Annotated in this window: 23 protein-coding genes; all 23 read left to right on the forward strand. The window is 41.6% G+C overall.

The genetic code is table 11. From position 1 onward, the window contains the following. Nucleotides 1-13 precede the first annotated feature (13 nt). The 23 genes from miaB (at nucleotide 14) to dhaK (ending at nucleotide 25,275) form a co-directional block, all read left to right on the forward strand. Nucleotides 14-1,465 (forward strand): tRNA (N6-isopentenyl adenosine(37)-C2)-methylthiotransferase MiaB, encoded by a 1,452-nt coding sequence (gene miaB / locus G589_RS0100175; RefSeq protein WP_026520644.1) that lies wholly within the window; start codon nucleotides 14-16, stop codon nucleotides 1,463-1,465. Beyond that, entirely contained in the window at nucleotides 1,462-4,140 is a 2,679-nt protein-coding gene (mutS, locus tag G589_RS0100180; RefSeq protein ID WP_242826391.1) for a DNA mismatch repair protein MutS, read from the forward strand. The genes miaB and mutS overlap by 4 nt, the downstream gene beginning before the upstream one ends. Next, the gene (gene mutL / locus G589_RS0100185; protein ID WP_026520646.1) at nucleotides 4,140-6,089 is read left to right on the forward strand and encodes a DNA mismatch repair endonuclease MutL; all 1,950 of its coding nucleotides are present in this window, start codon (nucleotides 4,140-4,142) and stop codon (nucleotides 6,087-6,089) included. Before mutS ends, mutL begins: the two co-directional genes overlap by 1 nt. Further along, entirely contained in the window at nucleotides 6,089-7,024 is a 936-nt protein-coding gene (miaA, locus tag G589_RS0100190) for a tRNA (adenosine(37)-N6)-dimethylallyltransferase MiaA (protein WP_026520647.1), read from the forward strand. Before mutL ends, miaA begins: the two co-directional genes overlap by 1 nt. Next, nucleotides 7,014-8,300: a methionine gamma-lyase family protein gene (locus tag G589_RS0100195; protein ID WP_026520648.1), complete on the forward strand. Its 1,287-nt coding sequence runs from the start codon at nucleotides 7,014-7,016 to the stop codon at nucleotides 8,298-8,300. Before miaA ends, G589_RS0100195 begins: the two co-directional genes overlap by 11 nt. 80 nt (nucleotides 8,301-8,380) lie before the next feature. Then, nucleotides 8,381-9,385 carry a rod shape-determining protein gene (mreB, locus tag G589_RS0100200; protein ID WP_026520649.1) on the forward strand — a complete coding sequence of 335 codons (1,005 nt, stop codon included), beginning with the start codon at nucleotides 8,381-8,383 and terminating at the stop codon, nucleotides 9,383-9,385. Then, entirely contained in the window at nucleotides 9,386-10,255 is an 870-nt protein-coding gene (mreC, locus tag G589_RS0100205; protein WP_026520650.1) for a rod shape-determining protein MreC, read from the forward strand. Nucleotides 10,256-10,259: 4 nt separating this feature from the next. Next, nucleotides 10,260-10,784 carry a rod shape-determining protein MreD gene (mreD, locus tag G589_RS0100210; protein ID WP_026520651.1) on the forward strand — a complete coding sequence of 175 codons (525 nt, stop codon included), beginning with the start codon at nucleotides 10,260-10,262 and terminating at the stop codon, nucleotides 10,782-10,784. Beyond that, complete coding sequence (locus G589_RS0100215) at nucleotides 10,777-13,629, forward strand: penicillin-binding transpeptidase domain-containing protein (RefSeq protein WP_026520652.1); 2,853 nt, start codon at nucleotides 10,777-10,779, stop codon at nucleotides 13,627-13,629. Before mreD ends, G589_RS0100215 begins: the two co-directional genes overlap by 8 nt. 8 nt (nucleotides 13,630-13,637) lie before the next feature. Then, nucleotides 13,638-14,768, forward strand: coding sequence for an FtsW/RodA/SpoVE family cell cycle protein (locus G589_RS0100220; RefSeq protein WP_026520653.1), 1,131 nt, complete (start codon nucleotides 13,638-13,640; stop codon nucleotides 14,766-14,768). Between the two features lie 4 nt (nucleotides 14,769-14,772). Continuing rightward, the gene (gene mgsA / locus G589_RS0100225; RefSeq protein WP_022763947.1) at nucleotides 14,773-15,168 is read left to right on the forward strand and encodes a methylglyoxal synthase; all 396 of its coding nucleotides are present in this window, start codon (nucleotides 14,773-14,775) and stop codon (nucleotides 15,166-15,168) included. Further along, complete coding sequence (locus G589_RS0100230) at nucleotides 15,152-16,117, forward strand: D-alanyl-D-alanine carboxypeptidase family protein (protein WP_026520654.1); 966 nt, start codon at nucleotides 15,152-15,154, stop codon at nucleotides 16,115-16,117. The genes mgsA and G589_RS0100230 overlap by 17 nt, the downstream gene beginning before the upstream one ends. A gap of 69 nt (nucleotides 16,118-16,186) precedes the next feature. Next, complete coding sequence (locus tag G589_RS0100235; protein ID WP_026520655.1) at nucleotides 16,187-16,606, forward strand: hypothetical protein; 420 nt, start codon at nucleotides 16,187-16,189, stop codon at nucleotides 16,604-16,606. Between the two features lie 84 nt (nucleotides 16,607-16,690). Further along, a complete protein-coding gene (locus G589_RS18340; protein WP_196811828.1) occupies nucleotides 16,691-18,271 on the forward strand; it encodes an HlyD family efflux transporter periplasmic adaptor subunit in 1,581 nt (526 codons plus the stop codon). Between the two features lie 86 nt (nucleotides 18,272-18,357). Next, the gene (locus G589_RS0100245; RefSeq protein WP_022767143.1) at nucleotides 18,358-18,879 is read left to right on the forward strand and encodes a cell division protein SepF; all 522 of its coding nucleotides are present in this window, start codon (nucleotides 18,358-18,360) and stop codon (nucleotides 18,877-18,879) included. A 76-nt stretch (nucleotides 18,880-18,955) separates the two neighbouring features. Next, nucleotides 18,956-20,059 (forward strand): 3-dehydroquinate synthase, encoded by a 1,104-nt coding sequence (gene aroB / locus G589_RS0100250; RefSeq protein ID WP_035775030.1) that lies wholly within the window; start codon nucleotides 18,956-18,958, stop codon nucleotides 20,057-20,059. Between the two features lie 13 nt (nucleotides 20,060-20,072). Further along, a complete protein-coding gene (lspA, locus tag G589_RS0100255; RefSeq protein ID WP_051192084.1) occupies nucleotides 20,073-20,615 on the forward strand; it encodes a signal peptidase II in 543 nt (180 codons plus the stop codon). Beyond that, nucleotides 20,615-21,547: an RluA family pseudouridine synthase gene (locus G589_RS0100260; protein ID WP_026520658.1), complete on the forward strand. Its 933-nt coding sequence runs from the start codon at nucleotides 20,615-20,617 to the stop codon at nucleotides 21,545-21,547. The genes lspA and G589_RS0100260 overlap by 1 nt, the downstream gene beginning before the upstream one ends. A 40-nt stretch (nucleotides 21,548-21,587) precedes the next feature. Next, nucleotides 21,588-22,223: a cytidylate kinase-like family protein gene (locus G589_RS0100265; protein WP_196811829.1), complete on the forward strand. Its 636-nt coding sequence runs from the start codon at nucleotides 21,588-21,590 to the stop codon at nucleotides 22,221-22,223. Between the two features lie 218 nt (nucleotides 22,224-22,441). Beyond that, nucleotides 22,442-23,026, forward strand: a complete 585-nt coding sequence (locus G589_RS0100270; RefSeq protein WP_026520660.1) for a DUF6033 family protein — start codon at nucleotides 22,442-22,444, stop codon at nucleotides 23,024-23,026. A gap of 216 nt (nucleotides 23,027-23,242) precedes the next feature. Then, entirely contained in the window at nucleotides 23,243-23,863 is a 621-nt protein-coding gene (gene dhaL, locus G589_RS0100275) for a dihydroxyacetone kinase subunit DhaL (RefSeq protein ID WP_022767149.1), read from the forward strand. 3 nt (nucleotides 23,864-23,866) lie between these two features. Further along, on the forward strand, nucleotides 23,867-24,262 hold the full coding sequence (dhaM, locus tag G589_RS0100280; RefSeq protein ID WP_026520661.1) for a dihydroxyacetone kinase phosphoryl donor subunit DhaM: 396 nt from the start codon (nucleotides 23,867-23,869) through the stop codon (nucleotides 24,260-24,262). A gap of 17 nt (nucleotides 24,263-24,279) precedes the next feature. Beyond that, complete coding sequence (gene dhaK / locus G589_RS0100285; protein ID WP_026520662.1) at nucleotides 24,280-25,275, forward strand: dihydroxyacetone kinase subunit DhaK; 996 nt, start codon at nucleotides 24,280-24,282, stop codon at nucleotides 25,273-25,275. Nucleotides 25,276-25,310: the final 35 nt, after the last annotated feature.

Below are 25,310 nucleotides of genomic sequence, written 5' to 3' on the forward strand. Positions count from 1 at the left end.
AGAGTTTTAGTTAATGGGAATCAATATTTTAAACAGTAATAAAGCAGAAATACAGGACAGCGAGAGTTTAAAGCAGCTTGAGTACATTGAACAGGCAAAAGAGAAGGTTGCAGCCCTTGAAAAAGAGCTTGGAAGAAAACTCACAGCCTGCGTTGTAACCTTTGGATGTCAGATGAATGCAAGAGACTCAGAGAAGCTCCTTGCAACTCTTAAGCTTGCAGGCTATGAAGAGACTGAAAGCGAAGACGCTGATTTTGTAATCTACAACACCTGCTCAGTTCGTGACAATGCCGACCAGAGAGTTCTTGGAAGGCTTGGTCAGACCAGTAACTTCAAGAAAAAGAATCCAAATATGAAAATTGCCATCTGCGGATGCATGATGCAGGAAGCAGGCGCAGTTGAGAAGATCCAGAAGAGCTACAGATTTGTAGATCTTATTTTCGGAACTCACAATATCTACAAGTTCGCTGAGCTCCTTAATACAGTTCTTGATTCAGACAGAATGATAATTGATATCTGGAAGGAAACAGACAAGATTGTTGAGGATCTTCCTGTATTTCGTAAGTATCCCTTTAAATCAGGTGTCAACATCATGTTTGGCTGCAACAATTTCTGCACTTATTGCATAGTTCCCTATGTAAGGGGCAGAGAGCGCAGCAGATCACCCAAGGATATAATCCGCGAGTGTGAAAAGCTTGCTGCTGACGGAGTTAAGGAAGTAATGCTTCTTGGCCAGAACGTTAATTCCTATGGCCTTGATTTTAGTGATGATAATCCCGACAAGATCTCTTTTGCGAAGCTCCTTGAGCTTGTTTGCGAGGTTGAAGGAATTGAGAGAGTAAGATTCATGACTCCTCATCCAAAGGATTTCTCAGATGAGCTTCTTGATGTGATTGCAAGGAACCCTAAAATTGCAAGGCACATCCATTTACCGCTCCAGGCTGGTAACAGTGAGATCCTTCGCAGAATGAACAGAAAGTACACCAAGGAGAGCTATCTTGAGCTTGCAGGCAAGATAAGAGAGAAGCTCCCTGATGTAGCAATCACAACAGATATCATTGTAGGATTCCCGGGAGAGACAAAAGAAGCTGTCCTGGACACCATAGACGTTATTAACAAGGTTAAATTTGACAATGCATTTACCTTCATCTATTCAAAAAGGCCCGGAACTCCGGCTGCATCCTTTGAGGATCAGGTCCCCGAGGAAGTAGTTAAGGAGAACTTTGACATGCTCCTTAAGGTTGTTCAGGAAACAGCCAAAGAGCAGACAGCCAAGCTTCAGGGACGCACCGAAACAGTCCTTGTCGAAGGCGTTAACGAGCATGACAAGAGTCTTTTAACAGGAAGAATGTCAAATAATACACTGGTACATTTCCCGGGGGGAGAAGAACTTATAGGGGAGCTTGTGCCGGTAAGCCTTTTAGAATGTCATGGATTTTACTATTTGGGGAAGTTAGTTAAATGATTGAAAGTATTGATACCACAAAAGTATCTCCCATGATGCAGCATTATATTGCCACCAAGAAGGAGTATAGTGACTGCATCCTCTTTTACAGACTGGGAGATTTCTACGAGATCTTTTTTGATGATGCTCTTATTGCTTCAAAAGAGCTTGAGCTGACACTTACAGGTAAGGCCTGCGGCCTTGAAGAGAGGGCTCCTATGTGCGGAGTTCCTTTTCATGCTGTGGATTCATACCTCAACAAGCTTGTTTCAAGAGGTTATAAGGTTGCCATCTGTGAGCAGATGGAAGACCCAAAGCTGGCAAAGGGCATCGTAAAAAGAGAAGTCACAAGGATCGTAACACCCGGAACCAATCTTAATATGCAGTCCTTAGAGGAGAGTAAGAATAACTATCTTATGAGTATCTTTTACTCTCCTGATAATATTGGAATTTCCGTTGCTGATGTTACGACAGGTGATTATTACCTGACAGAGGTTGATTCTCTTCGCGCTGTCATGGATGAAATCGGGAAATATGCACCTACAGAGATCATCTGCAACAATGCATTTGAGTTTTCCGGCGCAGACCTTGATGAGATCAGAAACAGACTTAATATTTTTATCAATCCTGTAGATAACAGGTATTTTGATGAAGACTCCTGCAAGAGACTTCTTATGAAGCACTTTAAGGTTTCATCTCTTATCGGCCTTGGAATCGATGATTTTCCTAACGGAATTGTAGCTTCAGGAGCGCTTCTTCAGTACCTTGTAGATATGCAGAAGTCGGATATCAGCAATATCACTCATATATATCCGTATCTCACCAGCAAATACATGCTTCTTGATGGCTCCACCAGAAGAAATCTTGAACTTGTTGAGACCATGCGCGATAAGCAGAAGAGAGGCACACTTCTCTGGGTTCTTGATAAGACCAAGACAGCCATGGGTGCAAGAACACTCAGGAGCTTTATCGAACAGCCTCTTATCGACAAGGAAGAAATCCTTCTTCGCCAGAACGCTGTGGAGAAGCTGGTTAAAAACGTAGTCACAAGAGAAGAAATCAGAGAATATCTGAATCCTGTTTACGACCTTGAAAGACTCATGTCCAAGATCGTATTTAAGACCGCTAATCCAAGAGATCTTCTGGCATTTAGAAATTCAATAAAAATGATTCCTGCTATAATCACTGCACTTCAGGATATTGCAGGAGATCCCGGAATAGATAAGATATTTGGCGACCTTGATCCTCTTACAGATATTCATGACCTTATCGACAAGGCAATCGTTGAGGAACCTCCTCTTGCTATAAAAGAGAGCGGAATCATAAAAGATGGTTTTGATGCCGACATCGATCACTTCAGAGAAGCTGGCACAAACGGCAAACAGTGGCTTGCTCAGATGGAGGAGGAAGAGAAGGAAAAAACAGGTATCAAGAACCTCAGGATCAAGTACAGCAATGTTTTCGGTTATTCCTTTGAAGTAACCAATTCCTTCAAGGACAAGGTTCCCGATTATTTCATCAGAAAGCAGACCCTTACCAACTGCGAGAGATATACAACACCACAGCTTAAAGAGCTTGAGGACACAATTCTTAATGCTCAGGATAAGCTAAATAACCTTGAATATGATATGTTCTGCAAGATCAGGGACTCAATAGCTCTTGAGATTGACAGAATACAGACTACAGCTAAGGCTATAGCTCTTTTGGATGTATATGCATCCCTTGCTTACGTAGCTGAGTGCAATCACTATATCAAGCCAAGTCTTAACGATAAGGGACAGATCAACATCAAAAGCGGTCGTCATCCTGTGGTTGAGAGAATGCTTGATACAGCTGATATGTTCATCTCCAATGACACATATCTCGATAATAAGAAACACTGTATCAGTATCATTACAGGCCCCAACATGGCAGGTAAGTCAACATACATGAGGCAGACAGCCCTTATTGTACTGATGTGCCAGATAGGAAGCTTTGTACCTGCTGATAAGGCAGATATGTGTGTTGTAGACAGAATCTTTACCAGAGTAGGAGCTTCTGATGACCTCGGAAGCGGACAGTCAACCTTTATGGTTGAGATGAATGAAGTTGCTAACATCTTAAGAAACGCGACTCCCGATTCACTTCTTATTCTTGATGAGATTGGAAGAGGAACTTCAACCTATGACGGCCTGGCAATTGCCTGGGCTGTTACGGAGCATATCTCTAACAGAAAAATTCTCGGCGCTAAGACGCTTTTTGCCACGCATTACCATGAGCTTACCGAGCTTGAAGGTAAGATGGACAACGTCAACAACTACTGCATCGCGGTAAAAGAAAACGGCGATGACATTGTCTTTTTGAGAAAGATCATCAAGGGCGGTGCTGATAAGAGCTACGGTATCCAGGTAGCCAAGCTTGCCGGCGTTCCCGACATGGTCATTGACAGGGCAAAAGAGATTGTTGCCGAGCTTACAGATAACGACATAACAGATAAAGTTCAGGCTATTGCCAAAGAGAATAAAAATGACAGAAAGGTTAAGGTTAAACACTATGATGATGTTGATACCAACCAGATGTCACTTTTTGATACCGTAACCGACGAAGAAGTACTGCGTCGCCTTCAGGAGATAGATATCACAACTCTTACTCCAATGGACGCATTAAACACTCTCTACAAATTACAGAGTGATCTTAAGAACAGGTGGAAAAGCTAATGGCATTTATCAATGAACTTGATAAAAACACAATAGATCAGATTGCAGCTGGTGAAGTTGTAGAAAGGCCTGCCAGTGTAGTTAAAGAGCTGGTTGAAAACGCCATAGATTCCGGTGCAACGGCCGTAACAGTCGAGATCAAGGGCGGCGGAATCGATATGATAAGGGTTACCGACAATGGCTCGGGCATTGAGAAAAGCCAGATCAGGAAAGCCTTTAAAAGACATGCGACCAGTAAGCTAAAGAGTATAGAAGATCTCTTTTCCATACATTCTCTGGGCTTTAGAGGAGAAGCACTCTCGAGTATCGCTTCAGTTGCACAGGTTGACCTTATCACCAAGACCAGTGATGAACTTGTCGGAACAAGGTACTGTATAAACGGCGGCGAAGAAGCTGCATTTGAGGAGATAGGTGCCCCTGACGGAACAACACTTATCATCAGGAACCTTTTTTACAACACGCCTGCCAGGAAGAAATTCCTGAAAACGCCTCAGACAGAAGGCAGCTATATCGGTGATGTCATGGAGCATATGGCCCTTGATAATCCCACAATCTCTTTTCACTACATCAACAATAAAGACGACAAATTCTCAACCTCCGGAAACGGAGACTTAAAAGAAATAATATACAGGATCTACGGAAGGGACATTTCAGTAAGCGTTTTGCCTTTTAAAGCAGAAGAAGACGGAATGATCCTTGAAGGATATCTGGGCGAGCCGGCAATTAACCGCTCCAACAGAAACTTTGAAATATTCTTTGTAAACGGAAGATATATCAAGGATAAGGTCATGAGCAAGGCTCTGGAAGAGGGCTACAAACAGTATCTGATGATGCACAAGTTTCCGTTTGCAATACTTCATCTTAGGATTGACCCTTCCAGAGTGGATGTTAACGTACATCCTGCCAAGATGGAGGTACGCTTTAACAATCAGCAGCAGCTCTACGATTTCATCAGCCGCAGTGTGGATGAGGCTCTGAGTAAAAGAGAAATGATTCCAGATGCACTTCTTGGAGAAACCGATGAGGAAGAGGTAAAAAAGCCTGTACAGGCCGATACGCCTGTAGCTGAGGAAAAACCCGCAAAATCTATTGCACCTCAGCCCTTTGAGTCACTTCGCTTTGAAAAGCATAAGATCAGCGAGGATACTCCGATATTTGCAAAAGGCGTAAAAGCTGAGCCTATCAAGATCGAAGACAGCAACAAGTCAGCTGTATGGACAAGGATATTCGGAGATTCGGACGGAAGCATTGCAGAGAAAAAGGAACATCCATCGCCCATCATCAAATCCGACAACGCCGTTGTTGTTGAAAAAGTAACTCAGCTCGACCTCTTTGATGAAAAGGTTCTCACCAAAGAAAATGTCAAAGAATATGAAATCCTGGGACAGATCTTTGGAACCTACTGGATAATAGCTTTTAAGGATAAGATATTTATTGTAGATCAGCACGCTGCTCATGAGAAGGTCAATTATGAGCGCATGCTAAAGAGATACAAAAACGGCGAAATGCTTTCACAGATGGTAAATCCTCCTGTGATCGTGGCACTCACCAGCACAGAAGAAGAACTCTTTTTAAGCTACAGACAATATTTTGAAAAGCTTGGATTTAATATTGAAAACTTCGGTGGACGAGAGTATGCTATGAGAGCTATTCCGATTGATCTGTTCGGATGCGAGAGCGAAAAAGATATGTTCATTCAGATTCTGGATGAGCTCTCACACGAGACAGGTCTTGACAGGACGCCGGATGTCATCAACTATAAGATTGCCAGCATGGCATGCAAAGCTTCTGTAAAAGGTAATACCAAGATGAGCAGAGCCGAGATGGAAGCTCTTTTAGATGAGCTTCTCACACTTGATAATCCATACAACTGTCCTCACGGAAGGCCAACCATCATTTCCATGAGCAAGTATGAGATTGACAAGAAGTTTAAGAGAGTAGTTGAGTAATGGATAAACAAAAACTTGTTGTAATAACAGGTCCTACGGCTGTAGGTAAGACTAAGCTATCAATTGAACTTGCAAAAAGAATTGGCGGAGAGATAATCTCCGCTGATTCTATGCAAGTGTATAAGTACATGAACATAGGAACCGACAAGATTTCAAGGGATAAGATGGAAGGTGTACCTCATCATCTTATAGATTTTTTGGACCCACATGAAGACTTTAATGTCTTTATCTTTCAGAAACTTGTCAAAGAGGCAATCGAAGACATTGCCAAAAGAGGAAAGGTTCCGATCATAGTCGGAGGAACAGGTTTTTATATTCAGGCTGTCCTCTACGACATCGATTTTACAGAGACCGATGAAGATGAAACCTACAGACATGAGCTTGAGAAAAGAGCTGTTTCAGAAGGCGTACATGTACTCCATGAAGAGCTGAGGGCAGTAGACCCTGAGTCTGCAGATGCTATTCACGAGAACAACTCAAAGCGTGTTATAAGAGCGCTTGAATACTATAAAAAGACCGGCAAGAAGATTTCAGAGCACAATACTGAGCAGCATCAGAGAACATCGCCTTATGATTTTAAGTATTTTGTTCTGACAGATGACAGAGAAGTTCTGTATTCCCGCATAGAAAAGCGCGTCGATCAGATGATTGATGAAGGACTTGAGGCTGAGGTAAAAGATCTTTTAACTATGGACATTCCAAAAGCTGCAACATCCATGCAGGGTCTTGGCTATCGGGAAATGATAGGCTATCTCGAAGGAGAGTATGACCTTGACAGAGCAGTTTATCTTATAAAGAGGAATACAAGGCACTTTGCAAAGCGCCAGCTCACCTGGTTTAAGAGAGAAAGAGATGTAATCTGGATCGATAAGCGCGACTTTAACAGAAACGATGAAGAAATTTTGAAAGAGATGATAAGGATTTATGAACAGTAAGATTTACGAAGAACTTGGAATTTCAAAGAAAGTTATCGACTTTGGCCAGAATATTTTAGAAGGCTTAAAGGAAAGATTTGAAAAGATTGATGAAACTGCAGAGCTTAACCAGCTCAAGGTTTTAAAGGCGATGCAGGAGAACAAGGTAAGCGAAGCATGCCTTCTTGGAACAACAGGCTACGGCTACAACGACATCGGAAGAGAAAAACTCGAAGCTGTTTATGCTTCGGTCTTCCACACAGAAGATGCTCTTGTAAGACCTCAGATCACCTGCGGAACACATGCTCTTGCGCTTGCTCTTATGAGTAACCTTCGCCCCGGCGACATGCTCTTTTCCCCTGTAGGTAAGCCCTATGATACTCTTGAGGAGGTTATTGGCATCAGACCTTCAAAGGGATCGCTTAAGGAGTACGGGATTGACTATACTCAGGTTGATCTATTACCTGACGGAAGCTTTGATTTTGACAATATTAAAAAAGCTCTTTTAGATAATGCAAATATTAAGCTGGCAACAATCCAGAGATCAAAGGGATATCAGACAAGACCCACTCTTTCTGTTGAGAGAATAGGAGAGCTGATCAGCTTTATAAAGGGCATAAGACCTGATGTTATCTGTATGGTCGATAACTGCTACGGAGAATTTGTTCAGACCATAGAGCCTACGGATGTAGGTGCTGACATGGTTGTTGGATCGCTTATTAAAAACCCGGGTGGCGGACTTGCGCCTATCGGCGGATACATTGCAGGTAAGAAAGAGTGCGTTGAAAATGCCGCATTCAGACTTACTTCTCCGGGCCTTGGAAAAGAGGTTGGCGCTTCACTTGGAATACTTCCTCAGTTCTATCAGGGATTTTTCCTTGCTCCGACAGTTACAGCATCTGCGCTTAAAGGTGCTATATTTGCTGCAAACATTTATGAGAAGCTTGGTTTTGATGTAGTTCCCAATGCCACAGAAGACAGATTCGATATAATTCAGGCTGTTACCTTCGGAAAGCCCGAAGGCGTTATAGCTTTCTGTGAGGGAGTACAGGCAGCTGCACCTGTAGACAGCTTCGTTGCTCCCGAGCCATGGGATATGCCCGGTTATGATGCTCAGGTTATCATGGCTGCCGGTGCCTTTATTTCAGGCTCATCAATAGAGCTCTCGGCAGACGGCCCAATCAAAGAGCCCTACTCAGTATTCTTCCAGGGCGGACTTACCTGGCCACATGCTAAACTCGGTATTCTTAAGACGTTGCAAAAGCTTGTGGATAGAGGGCTTATTGTGTTACAATGAAGATTGCGATAGCGTAATCGGAGAAATCCTACTATCACGTGGTAGATTATTCAAATACATATAAATTCAAGGAGGCTGTTTTGGCTAATATATTTGGAATTGATCTTGGAACCAGCAATATCAAGATTTACAACAAAGACGACGACGGACTTACCGTAGAAAAGAATATGATCGCCATTGAAAACAAGACAAATGTTTTCGCTTATGGTAATTCAGCATATGAGATGTACGAGAAGGCTCCTGACAAGATCAAGATCTCTTATCCTCTTAACAGCGGTGTTATCGCTGATATTGAGCACATGGAGACTTTGGTCAAGCTCTTTATCACAGATCAGATGAAGGGCAATGTTAAGCCCTGTGAAGTTTACATCGCTGTTCCCAAGGATGTAACAGAAGTAGAGAGAAGAGCTTTCCATGATCTTATCAATGATGCCGGAATCAAGGCCAAGAAGATCATGATGGTTAAAAAGCCTCTTGCAGACGGCCTCGGAATGAATGTAGATGTCATGAATTCCCAGGGTGTTCTGGTTGTTAACGTAGGCTATGATACAACCGAGATTTCAATCCTTTCACTTCGAGGAATCGTTGTCAGCAAGCTTATAAAGGTTGGTGGCAAGAAATTTGATGAATCTATCAGAAACGTTATCCGTAAGGAGTTCGGTCTTCTTATTGGTGAAAAGACATCTGAAAATGTAAAGATTTCTCTTAAGGACCTTGAGAAAGAAGGAAAAGACGCTGTTGTATACGGCCGTGACATCGTTACAGGACTTCCTGTTGAGAGAAAGATCCCTACAGACCTTATAAATCAGTCACTTGTCGAGAACTTTGACGCAATCCTTGATAACATCAAAGCTGCTCTTGAGAAGACACCACCGGAGCTCGCTGCTGATATCTTTAAGCACGGTCTCTACCTTACAGGAGGTGCTTCACAGGTTGTTCACCTTGCACAGAGACTTAGCAATGGTGTAGGCCTCAATGTCAATATTGCAGAAAATCCAATTGGTTCTGTTGCTATGGGTCTTGCCAAGATTATTCAGGACGACCAGTATAAAGCTCTTGCATATGGAATTGAAGAGGATAAATAAATGAGTCCCATTGTCAAGAGAAGAGGAGAGGAATTTACACTACCAAGTAAATATCTCCTCTTTATTTTAACAATCGTTTGTGTAGGAATGATCATAATCACCTTTAACACCAGCTTATTTACCGGACCACTAAACTCCTTTGCTGGTGTTTTTGTTGTGCCCTTTCAAAAGGGAATGACTACGGTTGGTACATTTCTTCGCGACACAACCGATAAACTTTCATCAATAACAAAGCTCCTGGATGAGAATGAGGAGCTCAAAGCGCAGATTGATGAGCTTACAATAGCAAATACCAATCTCGAGCAGGAAAAATACGAGCTTACAGAGCTTCGAAACCTTTATGAACTTGATGCTCTGTATGAGAACTATCAGAAGACCGGTGCAAGGATCATCGCCAAAGATGCCGGTAACTGGTACCATTCCTTCGTAATAGATAAAGGGTCCGATGACGGAATCATGATAGATATGAACGTAATTGCAGGCGGAGGACTGGTTGGACGAGTCATAGACGTCGGTCCCGACTGGGCTAAGGTTCAATCCATAATCGCTGACAATGCAGCTGTAAGTGGAATGGTTCTTTCATCTTCGGATAATCTTATTGTTTCCGGCGATTTGGAGCTCTATAAGCAAGGCTTTGTAAGTTTTTCAAAGCTTGTAGATGAAGCTGACAAGGTAAGCATAGGAGATAAGGTTGTAACTTCTAATATCAGTGATAAATACCTTCCGGGCATTCTCATAGGCTATATTTCTACCATTGATGATGATTCCAACAACCTTACAAAGTCAGGCAGGATAACCCCTGCAGTTGATTTCGAACACATGAATGAGGTTTTGGTACTTCTTGATCAAAAGAAGAACATAGGTGATTGATTAAATGAATTTCAGACGTCCTTTATACAACTTCATACTGGTCATCGTCTCATTTATCCTGCAGACGACAGTTTTCAGGACGCTTGATTTTGGTGGTATTGCGCCTAATCTTATGATCATTCTGACCGCATCCACAGCATTTATAAAAGGAGATAAACCGGGGCTCCTTGTTGGATTTTTCAGCGGCCTTTTGATTGATATCTTTTTTGGTACATTTATTGGTTTCTATGCACTTATATACATGTACATAGGCTTTGTTGTCGGCAAGCTTCACGCAATATTCTTTACTCAGAATCTGGCTATTCCGATCGTGATAATAAGCTTTGCTGACTTTGTTTTTGGATTTATATGCTATGTTCTTATGTTCCTGTTTAGAACAAAGTTTGATATTGGCTATTATATGATGAATATCATTATTCCTGAGCTCGTTTACACAGCGGTTATAGCAATTTTCTTCTACCCGGTGATACTTTGGATGAATAATTCCATAGACGAGAGAGAACTAAGGAGCGCTAAGAAATTTGTTTGATAATTTTTGGGAAGAATTCAAAAAAATAATAACATCAAGAGCGATAATCATTTCTTCTGTTCTTGTTGTATTGTCCTGCCTTTTGGTCTACAGGCTCTTTTCCCTGCAGGTTATTAACGGAGAGTACTATCTGGATTCCTTCAAGCTAAAGATCAAGAAAGAAAAGACAATTGCAGCTGCCAGAGGAAATATCTATGACAGAAACGGTAATCTTCTTGCCTACAATGAGCTGGCCAATTCCGTAACAATAGAGGACGTATATAAGTCCGGATCAGGAAAGAGTAAGGCAATCAATTCAACACTTGATAAGCTTATCGACATCATTGAAAAGAACGGAGACAGCGTCGATCAGGATTTTAACATCATTTTAAATGACGCTAACAGCTTTGAATTTACCGTTGAGGGAAATCAGCTTTTAAGATTTCTTGCAGATGTCTATGGTCATAGTTCAATAAACGACCTAAAGTATGAGGAAAAGACAAAGACGGCTGACGAAGTTGTAGAAGACATGTGCAAGAGCTTCAAGGTCGGCGATACAGACGAGGCCACCGGTGATTTTATTGCTATGAAGGGCTACTCAAAGTCCAAGGCTCTTAAGATTCTCAACATCAGATACAATATGAGCCAGAACAGTTATCAGAAGTACATTGATACAACTGTTGCATCAGATGTCAGCGACAAAACCGTTGCTGATGTCATGGAAAATGCCGATCTGCTCGAAGGTGTATCCATAGAAGAGAGTACAGCCAGAAAATACGTTGATTCCGAGTATTTCTCACAGCTCCTTGGCTACACAGGCAAGATTTCTGAGGATGAGCTTGCGACTCTTTCCCTTACAAATCCCAGCTACGGCATGAATGATACCGTAGGAAAATCGGGTATTGAGCAGGCGATGGAGAGTGTTCTTCAGGGAACGAAAGGTTCTGAGACTGTTTACGTTGATAATACCGGACAGGTAATTGAGACCAGCAACTATGTTGATGCTGTTGCCGGCAATGATGTTTATCTGACTATTGATAAAGACCTTACAGAAGCCTGCTACAACATTATTGAGCAGTCACTTGCAGGAATCCTAGCTTCAAAGATCCAGAACGTAAAGACCTACACGTTCTCATCAACGTCCAGTTCCAGCAATATTGTCATTCCAATTTATGATGTTTACTATGCGATCTTTGATAACGACGTAGTTGATATAAGTCATTTCAGCGCAGCAAATGCGAAGGAAACGGAAAAAGCTGTCTATGATCAGTTTGTGACTAAGAACAGTGCAGTACTTGATAAGCTAAGGCTTGAGCTGACAGAGACTCATACGCCTTACGAGAATCTGACCAAGGAATATCAGTGGTACATGAGTCATATCGCTGCAATGCTTTATTCAAACGGTATCATCGATTCATCTAAGGTTGATAGAGATGACAGCGTTTATATCGCATGGACCAAAGATGAGACTATATCACTTGCCGAATATTTGAAATATACAATCGCCATGAACTGGGTTGATGTATCCAAGCTCAGTCTTGATAACCAGTACGCCGATTCGGAAGAGATATTTAATCATGTAGTTAACTATATTGAGAACACCCTGGAAGAAGACTATGATTTCCAGACAAGGCTTTATAAGTACCTGCTTCTAGACGGAAATATATCCGGAACTCAGGTTTGCAACCTTCTTCTTGAGCAGGATGCCATCAATATGGATCCTGATGAGCGATCTGTTTGGGAGAGAGGCGGAGAGTCTCCTTATACCTTTATGCTTAACAGGATATCAAATCTTGATATCACTCCGGCTCAGCTTGCTCTGGACCCATGTACAGGTTCCATGGTTGTTACAGACGTAAATACAGGCGATGTCTTAGCCCTGGTTTCATACCCCGGATATAACAACAACCTCATGGCAAACGGTGTAGATGCAGCTTATTACGCTAAGTTGAGAAGCGATAATTCAAATCCTCTCTACAACTATGCAACACAGCAAAAGACCGCTCCCGGTTCAACCTTTAAGATGGTTTCTGCCACAGCAGGCCTTAACGAGGGCGTAATAACCACGGATTCAGTAATTTACTGTGGCGGTCAGTTTGATAAGTTAAATCCGGGACCTAAATGCTGGATTCATCCAAGAGGCCACGGAGGACTTAATGTTACAGGAGGAATCAGAAATTCCTGCAACGTTTTCTTTTACGAAGTTGGTTACAGGCTCGGTCTTGTAGGAGGAAGCTATTCTACAGAGACAGGTCTTCAGAAGCTTGCAACTTATGCAGACATGTACGGTCTTACTGAAAAGTCCGGAATTGAGATAGCCGAGTCAGAACCCAATGTATCCGATCAGGACGCTGTACGTTCCGCAATCGGTCAGGGTACACACTCATATACAACCGTAGGTCTTGCAAGATATGTCACAACCGTTGCAAACAGCGGTACATGCTATGATCTTACACTAATCGACAAGACCACCGATTCAAACGGCAATCTTCTTGAGGATTTTAGCGCCAGTGTCCGAAACACAATAGATATGTCACCTGCTTACTGGAATGCTATACATACCGGTATGAGGCAGGTTGTTCAAGATAAATCATATTACGCAAACCTTGGTGTTACAGTGGCAGGTAAAACGGGAACGGCCCAGGAATCAGCCAACAGACCTAACCACTCACTATTTGTGTGCTATGCACCTTATGAAAATCCCGAGATAGCAATAGCAACGAGAATTGCTTTCGGATATACATCAAGCTATGCAGCTCAGATTACAAAAGAAGCTCTTTCATATTACTTCGAACTCAGAGACGAAGACGATATTATATCAGGTACAGCGCAGACACTTCAGGATGGTGCAACAAACGCTGACTAAGGAACAATATGGATTACTTTAAGAAATACAAGCTGGTTGACTATGACTTTTTTCTTGTGCTCATGGTCATCTTTCTTACAATCATCGGAATAATGGCGATCAGTTCCGCAGATCCCTCATCTCAGAACAAGCAGATAGCGGGTATGGTGATGGGAATATTTGCTATGGTTTTTATCTCGCTCCTTGACTATTTATGGTTCACGAAGTTATACATAATTGCCTACATAGCAAATATCGTTCTTTTGGGACTTGTACTGTCACCTCTTGGCAGTAGTACCAACGGAGCACAGAGGTGGATAAACCTCTTCGGTATCACTTTCCAGCCTTCCGAGACAGCCAAAATTTTATTGATTTTATTTTATGCGCAGTTTATTATGAAATATAAGGATAAAGTCAAGAACTTAGGATTTATCGTTATTTGTCTGCTGTTTTTGGCTCCTCCTTTAGGTCTTATCGCCTCTCAGCCTGACCTGTCAACCTGTATCATGGTAATGGTTATTTTTGCATCAATTCTCTATGTTGCAGGTATTAACAGGAAGATTGTCTGGGCAGTACTTGGAGTTACGATTCCAGCTGCACTGTTTGTTATTTACAATGCAGTACAAGGTGAGAGCAGTCTTTTACATGATTATCAGCAGAGGCGTATTCTTGCATGGCTTCATCCTGAGGATTATGCCAATTCTGATGCTTATCAGACACTGAATTCTATGATGGCGATAGGCTCCGGCCAGCTTTATGGCAAGGGTTACAATACGAATGAGATCAGTTCGGTTCTTAACGGTGGTTTCATTTCAGAGTCTCAGACGGACTTTATTTTTACGGTTATTGGTGAAGAATTTGGATTTGTAGGTGCATGTCTTGTGGTTGCACTTATTCTTCTCATAGCCATCAGATGCTTTATGATATCACTTCGTGCCAAGACCAAGGCAGGTGAGGTGATAGCAGCAGGTGTCGGCGCTTGGATCGGATTCCAGGGATTCCTTAATATGGGGGTTGCTACCGGAGTTATGCCTAACACAGGTATTCCGCTTCCTTTCGTAAGCTACGGACTTACTTCTCTAATAAGTATTTACGCAGCTGTTGGATTTGTCCTAAACGTGAGACTTCAAGGCAATAAATATATTACAGGGAGGGTATAAGTTAATGAATATCGCACTTATAGCACATGACGCAAAAAAGAGACTTATGCAGAACTTCTGTATAGCATATAGGGGTATACTAAGTAAGAATGATCTTTTCGCAACAGGAACAACGGGGCGTTTGATAGAAGAGGTTACAAATCTGACAGTACATAAGTATCTTGCCGGACATCTTGGTGGCTCACAGCAGCTTGGCGCTGCAATCGAGCACAATGAAATCGACCTCGTGATCTTTTTAAGAGATCCACTTACTGTTAAGTCACATGAGCCTGATATCAATAATGTCATGACTTTATGTGATATGCACAATATACCTGTTGCAACCAACCTTGCATCAGCGGAACTACTGATCAAATCACTTGACAGAGGAGACCTTGAGTGGCGTGAGATGTACAAATAAGCTGCTTAGAGCTTTTAGTATTGTTTTATTGGGGATTTTTTGTGTTACAGGTTGCTCCGGACTTTCGTATTCATCGAAATATGCAGTGACCTCATCACAAGGAGATAACAGAAAGACTCTTTATTATCCTACATTTGCTTCAGATCTGTGTGTTGCAGACCAGGATGTTAATACATCCGAGGTCTCCATAGAAGACGTGGCATGTGGAGGACTTTTTGACTTGAACAAAAAAGAGACTCTCTTTGCTAAGAACGTCAATTTGCAGGTTCAGCCTGCTTCTCTTACAAAGGTTATGACAGCGCTTGTTGCGCTCAAATACGGATCTCTTGACCAGGTTCTGGTTGCCGGATCCGATGTCTATGTCAATGAGAGCGGAGCCCAGAAGATTGGTCTGAAAGAGGGCGACAGACTCACTCTTGACCAGGCTCTTCGAATTCTTCTCATTTATTCAGCCAATGATGTAGCCAATTTAATAGCTTCAAATGTAGGGAGTTCAATTGAGGATTTTGTAGGACTTATGAATAAGGAAGCGCAGGCTATAGGCGCCACTAATTCTCATTTCCAGAATCCACACGGTCTTACTGCCGATGAGCACTATGTTACAGCATATGATATGTATCTGATCTTTAATGCCGCAATGCAATATGATACTTTCAGCGAGATCATCAATACTACAGAGTATTCAACCAGTTATCTCGACTCCACCGGAGCATCAAAAGAGGTAACTGTCAGTACCACAAATGCTTATTTAAAGGGTGATAAACAGCAGCCGGCAGGAGTTACCGTGATCGGTGGCAAGACAGGTACTACTCAGGCTGCAGGACATTGTCTTATTCTTCTTGCAAGAGATACTGCTTCTAACCCCTACATTGCAGTAATCATGCGAGATACAGACTCCGGGCTTCTTTACAGCGATATGTCTTCATTGCTAAATGAAATCGTGAATTAAGGTTGTCTTTTGGGTATTAAAGACTTATAATATTTTTATAAAAATTTCTACTTGCAGGAGGGTATGCCGATGGTTCAGTTAATTGTTGGGAAAAAGGGAAAAGGAAAGACAAAATGCCTATTAGACAAGGTTAACACCGAGGTAAAGAACGTTCTTGGAAGTGTTGTATTTCTTGACAAGAACACCAAGCACATGTATGAGCTTAACAACAAGATCCGTTTAATTGTAGTACCGGATTTCAGTATCACCAATCCAGATGAGTTTATCGGATTTGTCAGTGGTATCATTTCACAGGACCATGATCTCCAGCAAATGTATTTTGATAGCTTTTTGAAAATCTCTTGTCTTGAAGGAAAAGACATCTCAGAAGTTATTGAGAAATTAGACAAGCTCAGTGAGAAATTCGGGGTAGAGTTTGTACTTAGTCTCTCATTGGATGAATCCGAACTTCCGGAGTCAGTAAAATCAAAGGTTGTCATTTCACTTTGATGAATTTTTAATAAGACTATTCTTATAAGCCGCGGCTATCCGCGGCTTATATTCTGAAAAATTCAAGTTAAGGGCAGGTAACAGATGGCGGGGAGTCAGAATCGAAAGGTTACCAAATATCCCAGAAATATCAACAACATAAATATTGGAATGGTGTTTTTTGCCGTAATGGCAATCTATATCATCATCAGTGTTATTACGTATTTTCGCAGGGATCATATGGTTGGTTATGAGGTTAAGGAAGGATCTCTTTCCACCAACAACATCTACGATGCTGTAGCTCTACGTACCGAGGAGATTGTAGAGAGTGACACAGCCGGATATGTCAATTATTTTGCCACAGAAGGCGGAAGAGTGGCTGTTGGAAACCTTGTTTATACCGTTGATGAATCAGGACAGCTCCTTGAGTATCTAAAGTCACAGGGAAGTGAAGAAGTATCCTTAAGCGAGGATGACCTTGCCGAGCTTCGTACTCAGATTGTAAACTTCGAATCTTCCTTTGACCCTCATAATTTCCATCCTGTATACGATTTTAAAGTTAGCATTGACGGAACTGTTCAGAAGCTCTCAAACAACAGTATCCTTTCAAACATCCAGTCGCTTAATTCCAACAGTGCAACGCTTCAGTCCATCAATTACAAATACGCACAGAATACCGGTATTGTAATCTATTCAATTGACGGTTATGAAGATCTTGCGCTGGAGAATATGACTTCTGCAGTATTCGATGAATCAACCTATGAGAAGACACAGCTTATCAACAATACTCTTGTTAAATCAGGAGACCCGGTATATAAGCTCTGTACAAACGAAGAGTGGTCCGTTGTAATAAAAGAGGATGATCCTGAGAAGGTACAAGAGCTCCTCGATCTTGAATATGTTAAGGTGCGCTTTATCAAAAACCAGCATGAATCCTGGGGCAAGGTTTCATCATATACAAATCCGGAAGGTGAAACCTTTGTGAAGTTTACTTTTACCAATTCAATGATCACCTTCTGCAGAGACAGGTTTATTAACATTGAACTTATAACCGAAGATGAGACCGGACTTAAAATTCCCAATTCATCCATAGTAAATAAGAACTTCTATCTTGTACCAAAGGATTACATTATTAAGGGAAATGATGGTAAAACAGGAGTTCTCAGGGTTAAATACGATGAACAGGGAAATGAAACCTCTGAATTTATAAACGTTGATATTTATAATGAATCAGAGACCATGTATTATCTCGGCACAGAGAACCTAAGAAGCGGAGATAATCTTATCCTGACCGACTCAAACCAGCGATATACCATAAGTAGGACAGATACTCTTATCGGAGTTTACAATATCAATAAAGGCTATGCTGATTTCAGACAGATCAGTATTCTGTACCAGAATGATGAGTATTCCATAGTTAAGTCCAATACTACTTACGGACTGAACGTATTTGACTACATCGTTCTTGATGCATCAACTGTAGATCAGAACTCTTCAAAAGAAACAACAGATGAGTCAGCAAGTGAATCTTCACAAGCTTTATCTGAAGATTCTGAAGAACCTGTAACAGAGGAAACTACAGAAGGAATCACTCAAGAGAGCTCTGAAGAACCCTCGGAAGAGATTCAGGAAGAAAATTCTGACACAGAAGTCACAAATGAGGAATCCTCAGAAAATGGCGGATAAAAATCTTAACTGTATTTGACAGAATGTGTCATTTTACGTTAAAATTATAAAGGTTTGTTGGGATTAATTGCGAGGAGTATATTGTTATGAGCTTTATGGACAAGTTTTTAAATGCAATTCAACTTAATGGGGAAGAGGACGGCTATTATGATGAGCCGGACGAGGGATTTACTTCCAAGGTAGATTCAATCAATAATCAGGCACCTATCGGAAAGGATGACCCGAGCATAGAAGTAACTGAAGAGAAGCAGAAGAAATCTGCTCCCAAGGTTGCTCCAAGCAGAACAAAGAAATCACTGTCTGCTTCAGGCATGGAAGTTTGTGTTATCAAACCAACTTCTGTAGAAGATGCAAGAGAGATCACAGAGACACTTCTTGCTAATCGCACGGTTGTGCTTAACTTAGAAGGTCTTGATGTAGATATCGCACAGAGAATAATTGATTTCACATCAGGTTCATGCTTTGCTATAGCCGGTAACCTTCAGAAGATTTCAAGATATATCTTCATTATCACACCTGCTTCTGTTGATATCTCCGGTGACTTCCAGAATATCTTAAGCGGAACCTTTGGTGGTGGCATTTCAGAAGGGCCACAGCAAATAGACTAAATATCAGGCTGTTGACATGTAGCTTTACAGTCAACAGCTTTTTATTTTGATTAAATCAGAAAGAGAAGAAACAAGAATGGATAACAGACTTACCGTTAATTATCAGGAAAAACCCTGCTACGATATTGTTTTTACAACAGACTTTTCCGGACTTTCAAGCGAAGTAGAAGCACTTGGCTTTAAGGGAAGAAAGATTGCAATAATTACAGATTCAAACGTTGGGAAAATCTATGGCGAAGAAGTAAAAACAAGCCTTGAAAGCATTTCAGACACAGTTGTCATTTATGAAATTCCTGCAGGAGAAGAAAACAAACAGCTTGACGAGATCAAAAAGATCTATGAGTTCCTGATGGAAAGACACTTTGACAGACATGATCTTCTGGTAGCACTCGGCGGCGGAGTTGTAGGCGATATGTGCGGCTTTACTGCTGCAACTTACCTTAGAGGTATCTCTTTTGTCCAGATACCTACCACACTTCTGGCTCAGTCAGATAGCAGCGTCGGAGGCAAGACAGGCGTTGATCTTGAAGGCGTAAAAAACATGGTCGGCGCATTTTACATGCCTCGCCTTGTATATATCAATGTATCAACTCTTAAGACACTCAGCGACAGACAATATGCTTCAGGTTTTGCTGAAGTTATGAAATACGGTCTTATCAAGGATCAAAAATTCTATGAGTTCCTCATTGATAACATGTACGAGATAAATGATAAAGACCCTGAAGTAGTAATGGATATGGTCAAAAAGAGCTGTGATATCAAGAGGGCTGTTGTTGAGAAGGATCCAACCGAAAAGGGTGAGAGAGCTCTTTTAAACTATGGTCACACCCTTGGCCATGCCATTGAAAAGCACAAGAATTTCGAGCTTACGCACGGAGAATGCGTTGCACTTGGCTCAATCGCAGCAGCATTTATTTCCTGGAAAAGAGAACTTATCTCTATGGAAGAATACTACGAGATCAGAGATATGTTTGTTCCATTCAATCTTCCGATTTCAATTGAAGATGTTGATAAGGAAGCTGTGCTGGAGCTTACAAAATCAGACAAAAAAGTCGATTCGGACAAGATTAAATTTATTCTTCTTAAGAAGATCGGAAAAGCCTTCATTGATGAGACTGTAACAAGAGATGAGATGAGCAAGGCTCTTGATGAAATTATCTATATTGAAAATAACGATTAAAAGGTTTTAAGCTATGAATACAAAAATGTCAAAAAAGAAAAAAATCTTCCTGGCAGTTGATCTGATCATGATCATTTTACTTGTTGCACTTGATCAGTTCACAAAGTATCTTGCATGTGAATATCTCCAGGATAAACCTGCAATACCTATTATAAAGGGTGTACTCGAACTCAACTTTTTGAAAAACAGCGGAGCAGCTTTCGGTATGCTTCAAAATCAAAAGGTCTTTTTCATCCTTGTTGCAGTGCTGATATTATTTATCATTGCATACGTTCTGTTCAGAATGCCTGATGATAAAAAGTATAACGTCATGCATGTTCTTCTTGTAATGATAGCAAGCGGAGCTGCAGGAAACATGATAGACAGGATCAGACAGGACTATGTTGTTGATTTCATTTATTTTGTGATAATCAACTTCCCGATTTTTAATGTTGCGGACATTTATGTTACTGTATCAACCTTCTTCTTTGTGATCCTTTTCCTTTTCTATTACAAAGAAAACGACTTCAATTTCCTTAGCTTCAAACAGCAGAAAAAATACAGGGAAATAAAATAATGGAACGCGAAAACGACAGATTTGAATTTGTTGTTACAGACGAATATGAAGGCCTAAGAATCGATAAGCTTATAAGTGAGCTTATGGATTCTCTTTCACGTTCCTACATCAAAAAACTGATAGACGATGATAAAGTAAAATGCAACGAAAAAAGCGTAAAGGCCAGCTATAATGTTTCAGAAGGCGACAGGATCGAACTCGAGATTCCGCCTCTGGAAGTACCTGAAATTGTTCCTCAGGATATTCCTCTTGATATTCTGTATGAGGATAACGATGTTCTTATCGTCAACAAGCCTAAGGATATGGTTGTACACCCTGCAGCCGGACATTATGAAGGCACTATCGTCAATGCAGTAATGTATCATTGCAAAGACAATCTCTCCGGAATAAACGGTGTTATGCGCCCGGGAATTGTTCACAGAATTGATAAGGACACTACCGGATCTGTAATAATATGCAAGAATGACAATGCGCATATCAAGATAGCAGAACAGCTCAAAGAGCATTCAATAAATCGTGTATATCACGCTATTTGCCACGGTATAATAAAAGAAGATGAGGGCGATATTGACGCTCCAATTGGAAGAAGCCAGACTGACAGAAAAAAGATGGCAGTAGTAAAAAGCGGCGGAAAAGAAGCTTTTACTCATTTTCGCGTTTTAAAGCGATTTGAAGAAGATAAGCTGACTTATATAGAATGCAGGCTAAAAACCGGCAGAACACACCAAATTCGCGTGCATATGGCTCATATCGGCCATCCGCTTCTTGGGGATGAGGTATATGGTCCATCCAAAAAAAGCAAGTTTAAAACAAACGGCCAGTGTCTCCATGCCAAGACCCTTGGTTTTATCCATCCTACAACAGGAGAATATGTGGAAGTGGACGCTCCACTGCCTGAATATTTTTCCCATTTGATTGAGATTCTCAAATAGTATAAAATGAGATTATAAAAATACGAAGGAGCATCTGCGTATGAATACAATTATTACAATCGGCCGTCAGTTCGGCTCAGGGGGAAGAGAAATCGGAGAGAAGCTTGCAGAGCATTTCGGTATCAAATGCTATGACAAGGAGCTTTTAAGCAGAGCAGCCAAGGAGAGCGGATTCTGTGAGGAAATGATCCAGAATCACGACGAGAGGCCAACAAATTCATTTTTATATAATCTGGTCATGGACACCTATTCATTTGGCTACAATGCATCAAGCTTTGTAGATATGCCCATAAGCCACAAGGTATTTCTCGCTCAGTTTGATACCATCAAAAAGATTGCTGATGAAGGCCCATGCGTAATTGTCGGCAGATGTGCCGATTATGCGCTGGCTGATTACGATAATGTCTTAAATCTCTTTATTCATGGCAACGAAGAGTGCAAGATCAAGAGATTAAAAGAGCGCTTTGATGACATCACAACAGATGACAAGGCAAGAGAAATGATGAACAAGAAGGACAAGCAGCGTCAGAGCTACTACAATTACTACTCATCCAAGAAGTGGGGTAGAGCCGACAGCTATGACCTTTGCATCAACTCCAGTATTCTCGGTATTGATGGTACAGTTAAGTTCATCATCCAGTACATAGAGGATTTTGAGAATTCAAAAAAGGCATAATAACAGTTTTTTGAAATTTTACTTCCGGAAGACTTTCTGTTTTCCGGAAGTTTTTTTCATTTAGGGGCAAATTTAATACATATTTAATAATATTTTCAATAACATGATGATACACTGAGCCTAACAAACAATAAGGGTAACTGTACCCTGCTAAAAGAGGAACCAATTTACTCCATCCGCAGAATGGAATCTGCGTGTATCTTTCAAGGAGGAAGCATATGGCTAACAACATAGGAGGTAGTATCGGCCAGCTCTTTCGCGGAAATGATCCGGGAAATATAAAGACTGGTAAGGTAGCGGGAAAAGTTAACACGTCGTCCAAGGCAGGTAATGGTGGGAAGCTACAGAAAGCTGCAAATCCTTTTGGTGAGAGCGCCAAGGTAGAACTTTCACCTGAGGTTGAGATGTACGGCAAAGTAGTAGATCTTTTGCAAAAGAAATACGACAATGCCGACGTTTTCGTGGCAGGACCCGGAGATGACTTATCACAGATTGGCGGAGATTTAGAATACAGCATCATCCTCTCAGAGGATGAAATGAAACTCCTTGCTTCAGATGATCCAAAGGATAAAGAAGCAAAGGACAAGCTCATGGGTCAGATAGATGACGCTATGAAGACCATATCTGACATGAGCGAGAAGATCGGTAGTAATACCGATGAACAGGATGAAATCTCAAATTTCGGTATCAGAACGGATAAAAATGGGGTGATGAATTTCTTTGCGGATATAAATGGAGGTTCATTCAAAGCAGATACCGTAGATGACCTGATCAAGAACTTTATGGCTTCGAAGGCCAAATAATAAGAGAAGTCTGTCAGCATATCTGGCAGGCTTCTTTTTTTATGCTTATTTTTAATCAAGAGAAGCAATAGATTGTAAATATAATACAAAGGATATTTCAAAATTGTTTAAACAATTAGCCATTTTACACACATTATGTATGGAAATTCCATACGGTTTTGTTATAATATACTAAGCAAGGCTTTTACAATAACAAATCGGGAGGACAAATTGCATATGTCTACTAGAATCTATGAATGCCTAAAGTGTATCGGAGAAAAGATTATTGAAAACAAGGATTTTTTGACCGACCTGGACAGAGAGATCGGCGATGCTGACCACGGTGTAAACATGGCAAGAGGTTTTACATCCGTTATTGAAAAAGTTGCTCAGGACGATCCGGATATTGGAGCAGCGCTTAAAAAGACAGGAATGACACTTCTGTCAACAGTTGGTGGAGCTTCAGGTCCTTTATACGGAACAGCATATATGGAAGCTGCAAAAGTGCTTGCCGGAAAAGATTCTCTTTCCGCAGAAGATTTTAAGCTTGCTCTGGAAGCAGCTATTGCGGGTATTCAGAAGAGAGGAAAAGCTGAAAAAGGTGAAAAGACCATGCTTGATTCCTTAATTCCTGCACTGGATGCATATTCAGCAAAGATTGCAGAAGGCGGAAGCCTTTCAGACGGACTCGATGAAGCATGTAAGGCAGCAAATGAAGGTATAGAGTTCACTAAGACCATTGCTGCAACGAAGGGACGAGCAAGCTATCTGGGCGATAGAAGTATCGGCCACCAGGATCCGGGCGCAACATCAGCAACTATGACACTTGAAGTTATCAGAGATTTTATTAAGGGGTAAGCCATGGTAGGACTTGTTTTAGTATCACATAGTAGCAAGATTGCTGACGGTATAAAAGACTTAACCGACCAGATTGCATCAGGTCATAAGGGAATCATCGCTGCAGGTGGAATGGAAGATGGCGAGATAGGTACTGATGCAGTCAGGATATCAGAGGCCATTAAGGCAGCAAACGACGGTGACGGAGTAGTTCTTTTAGCCGATCTCGGAAGCGGAATTATGAGCGCGGAAACAGCTATAGAGCTCCTTGACGGAGAAGGCATAAATGTTAAACTTGCCGATGCTCCGATTGTAGAAGGAGCTATCGCTGCAGCTGTTACAGCCGCATGCGGTCAGAATATGGACGCAGTAATTGCAGCCGCTGAGCAGACGCGGACTGTAAAAAAAATAAATTCATAATTTAAGGAGGCAGGGACATGAAGAAACTAATCAATGGGGTTGACAATGTAGTTGACGAGATGCTGGATGGTATGATAGCAGCTTATCCTCAGTACCTTAAGAGACTTGATGGATTTGATGTTGTTGTAAGAGCCGGCGGATCAGCCGGCAAGGTTGCTCTTGTTTCCGGTGGAGGAAGCGGACATGAGCCGGCACACGGAGGCTACGTTGGAAAAGGTATGCTTGACGGCGCTATTGCTGGCGCAGTTTTCACATCACCTACTCCTGACCAGATCTTTGAAGCTATCAAAGCCGCTAACGGCGGAAAAGGCGTACTTCTTGTAATCAAGAACTATACCGGTGACGTTATGAACTTCGAGATGGCTGCCGACATGGCAAGAGATGAAGGAATCGAAGTAGATCAGGTTATCACCGCTGATGACGTAGCAGTTGAGAACAGTACCTGGACAACCGGTAGAAGAGGAATCGCAGGAACAATCTTTGTTCACAAGCTCGCAGGCGCATGCGCTGAAGCAGGTGGAAGCCTTGCTGATGTAAAGGCTGTTGCTGAGAAGGTTATCGCTAATGTTCGTTCAATGGGTATGGCTGTTGATGCCTGCACAGTTCCTGCAGCAGGAAAGCCAAGCTTTGACCTTGCAGAGGATGAGGTTGAGATCGGTATCGGAATCCATGGTGAGCCAGGCACACATCGCGAGAAGATCAGTCCTGTTAATGACATCGTAGATAAACTCCTTGGCAAGATTCTAGCTGAAGGTATCTACAACGCAGGTGATGAAGTAGCAGTTATGGTTAACGGAATGGGCGGAACACCTCTTATGGAGCTGTTTGTAGCTAACAAGCACCTTGCAGATGAGCTTGCAAAGAAGGATATCAAGGTTTATAAGACTCTTGTAGGAAACTACATGACATCCCTTGATATGGAAGGCTTCTCAATCACACTTCTTAAGGTTGATGATGAGCTCAAGAAACTCCTTGATGCTCCTGCAGATACACCTGCATTTGTTCAGGCATAAATTGTATATTGTTGAAAAGCTCTGTCACATTGTGG

This window comes from Butyrivibrio sp. VCB2001 (assembly GCF_000423965.1).
Lineage (GTDB): Bacteria > Bacillota > Clostridia > Lachnospirales > Lachnospiraceae > Butyrivibrio.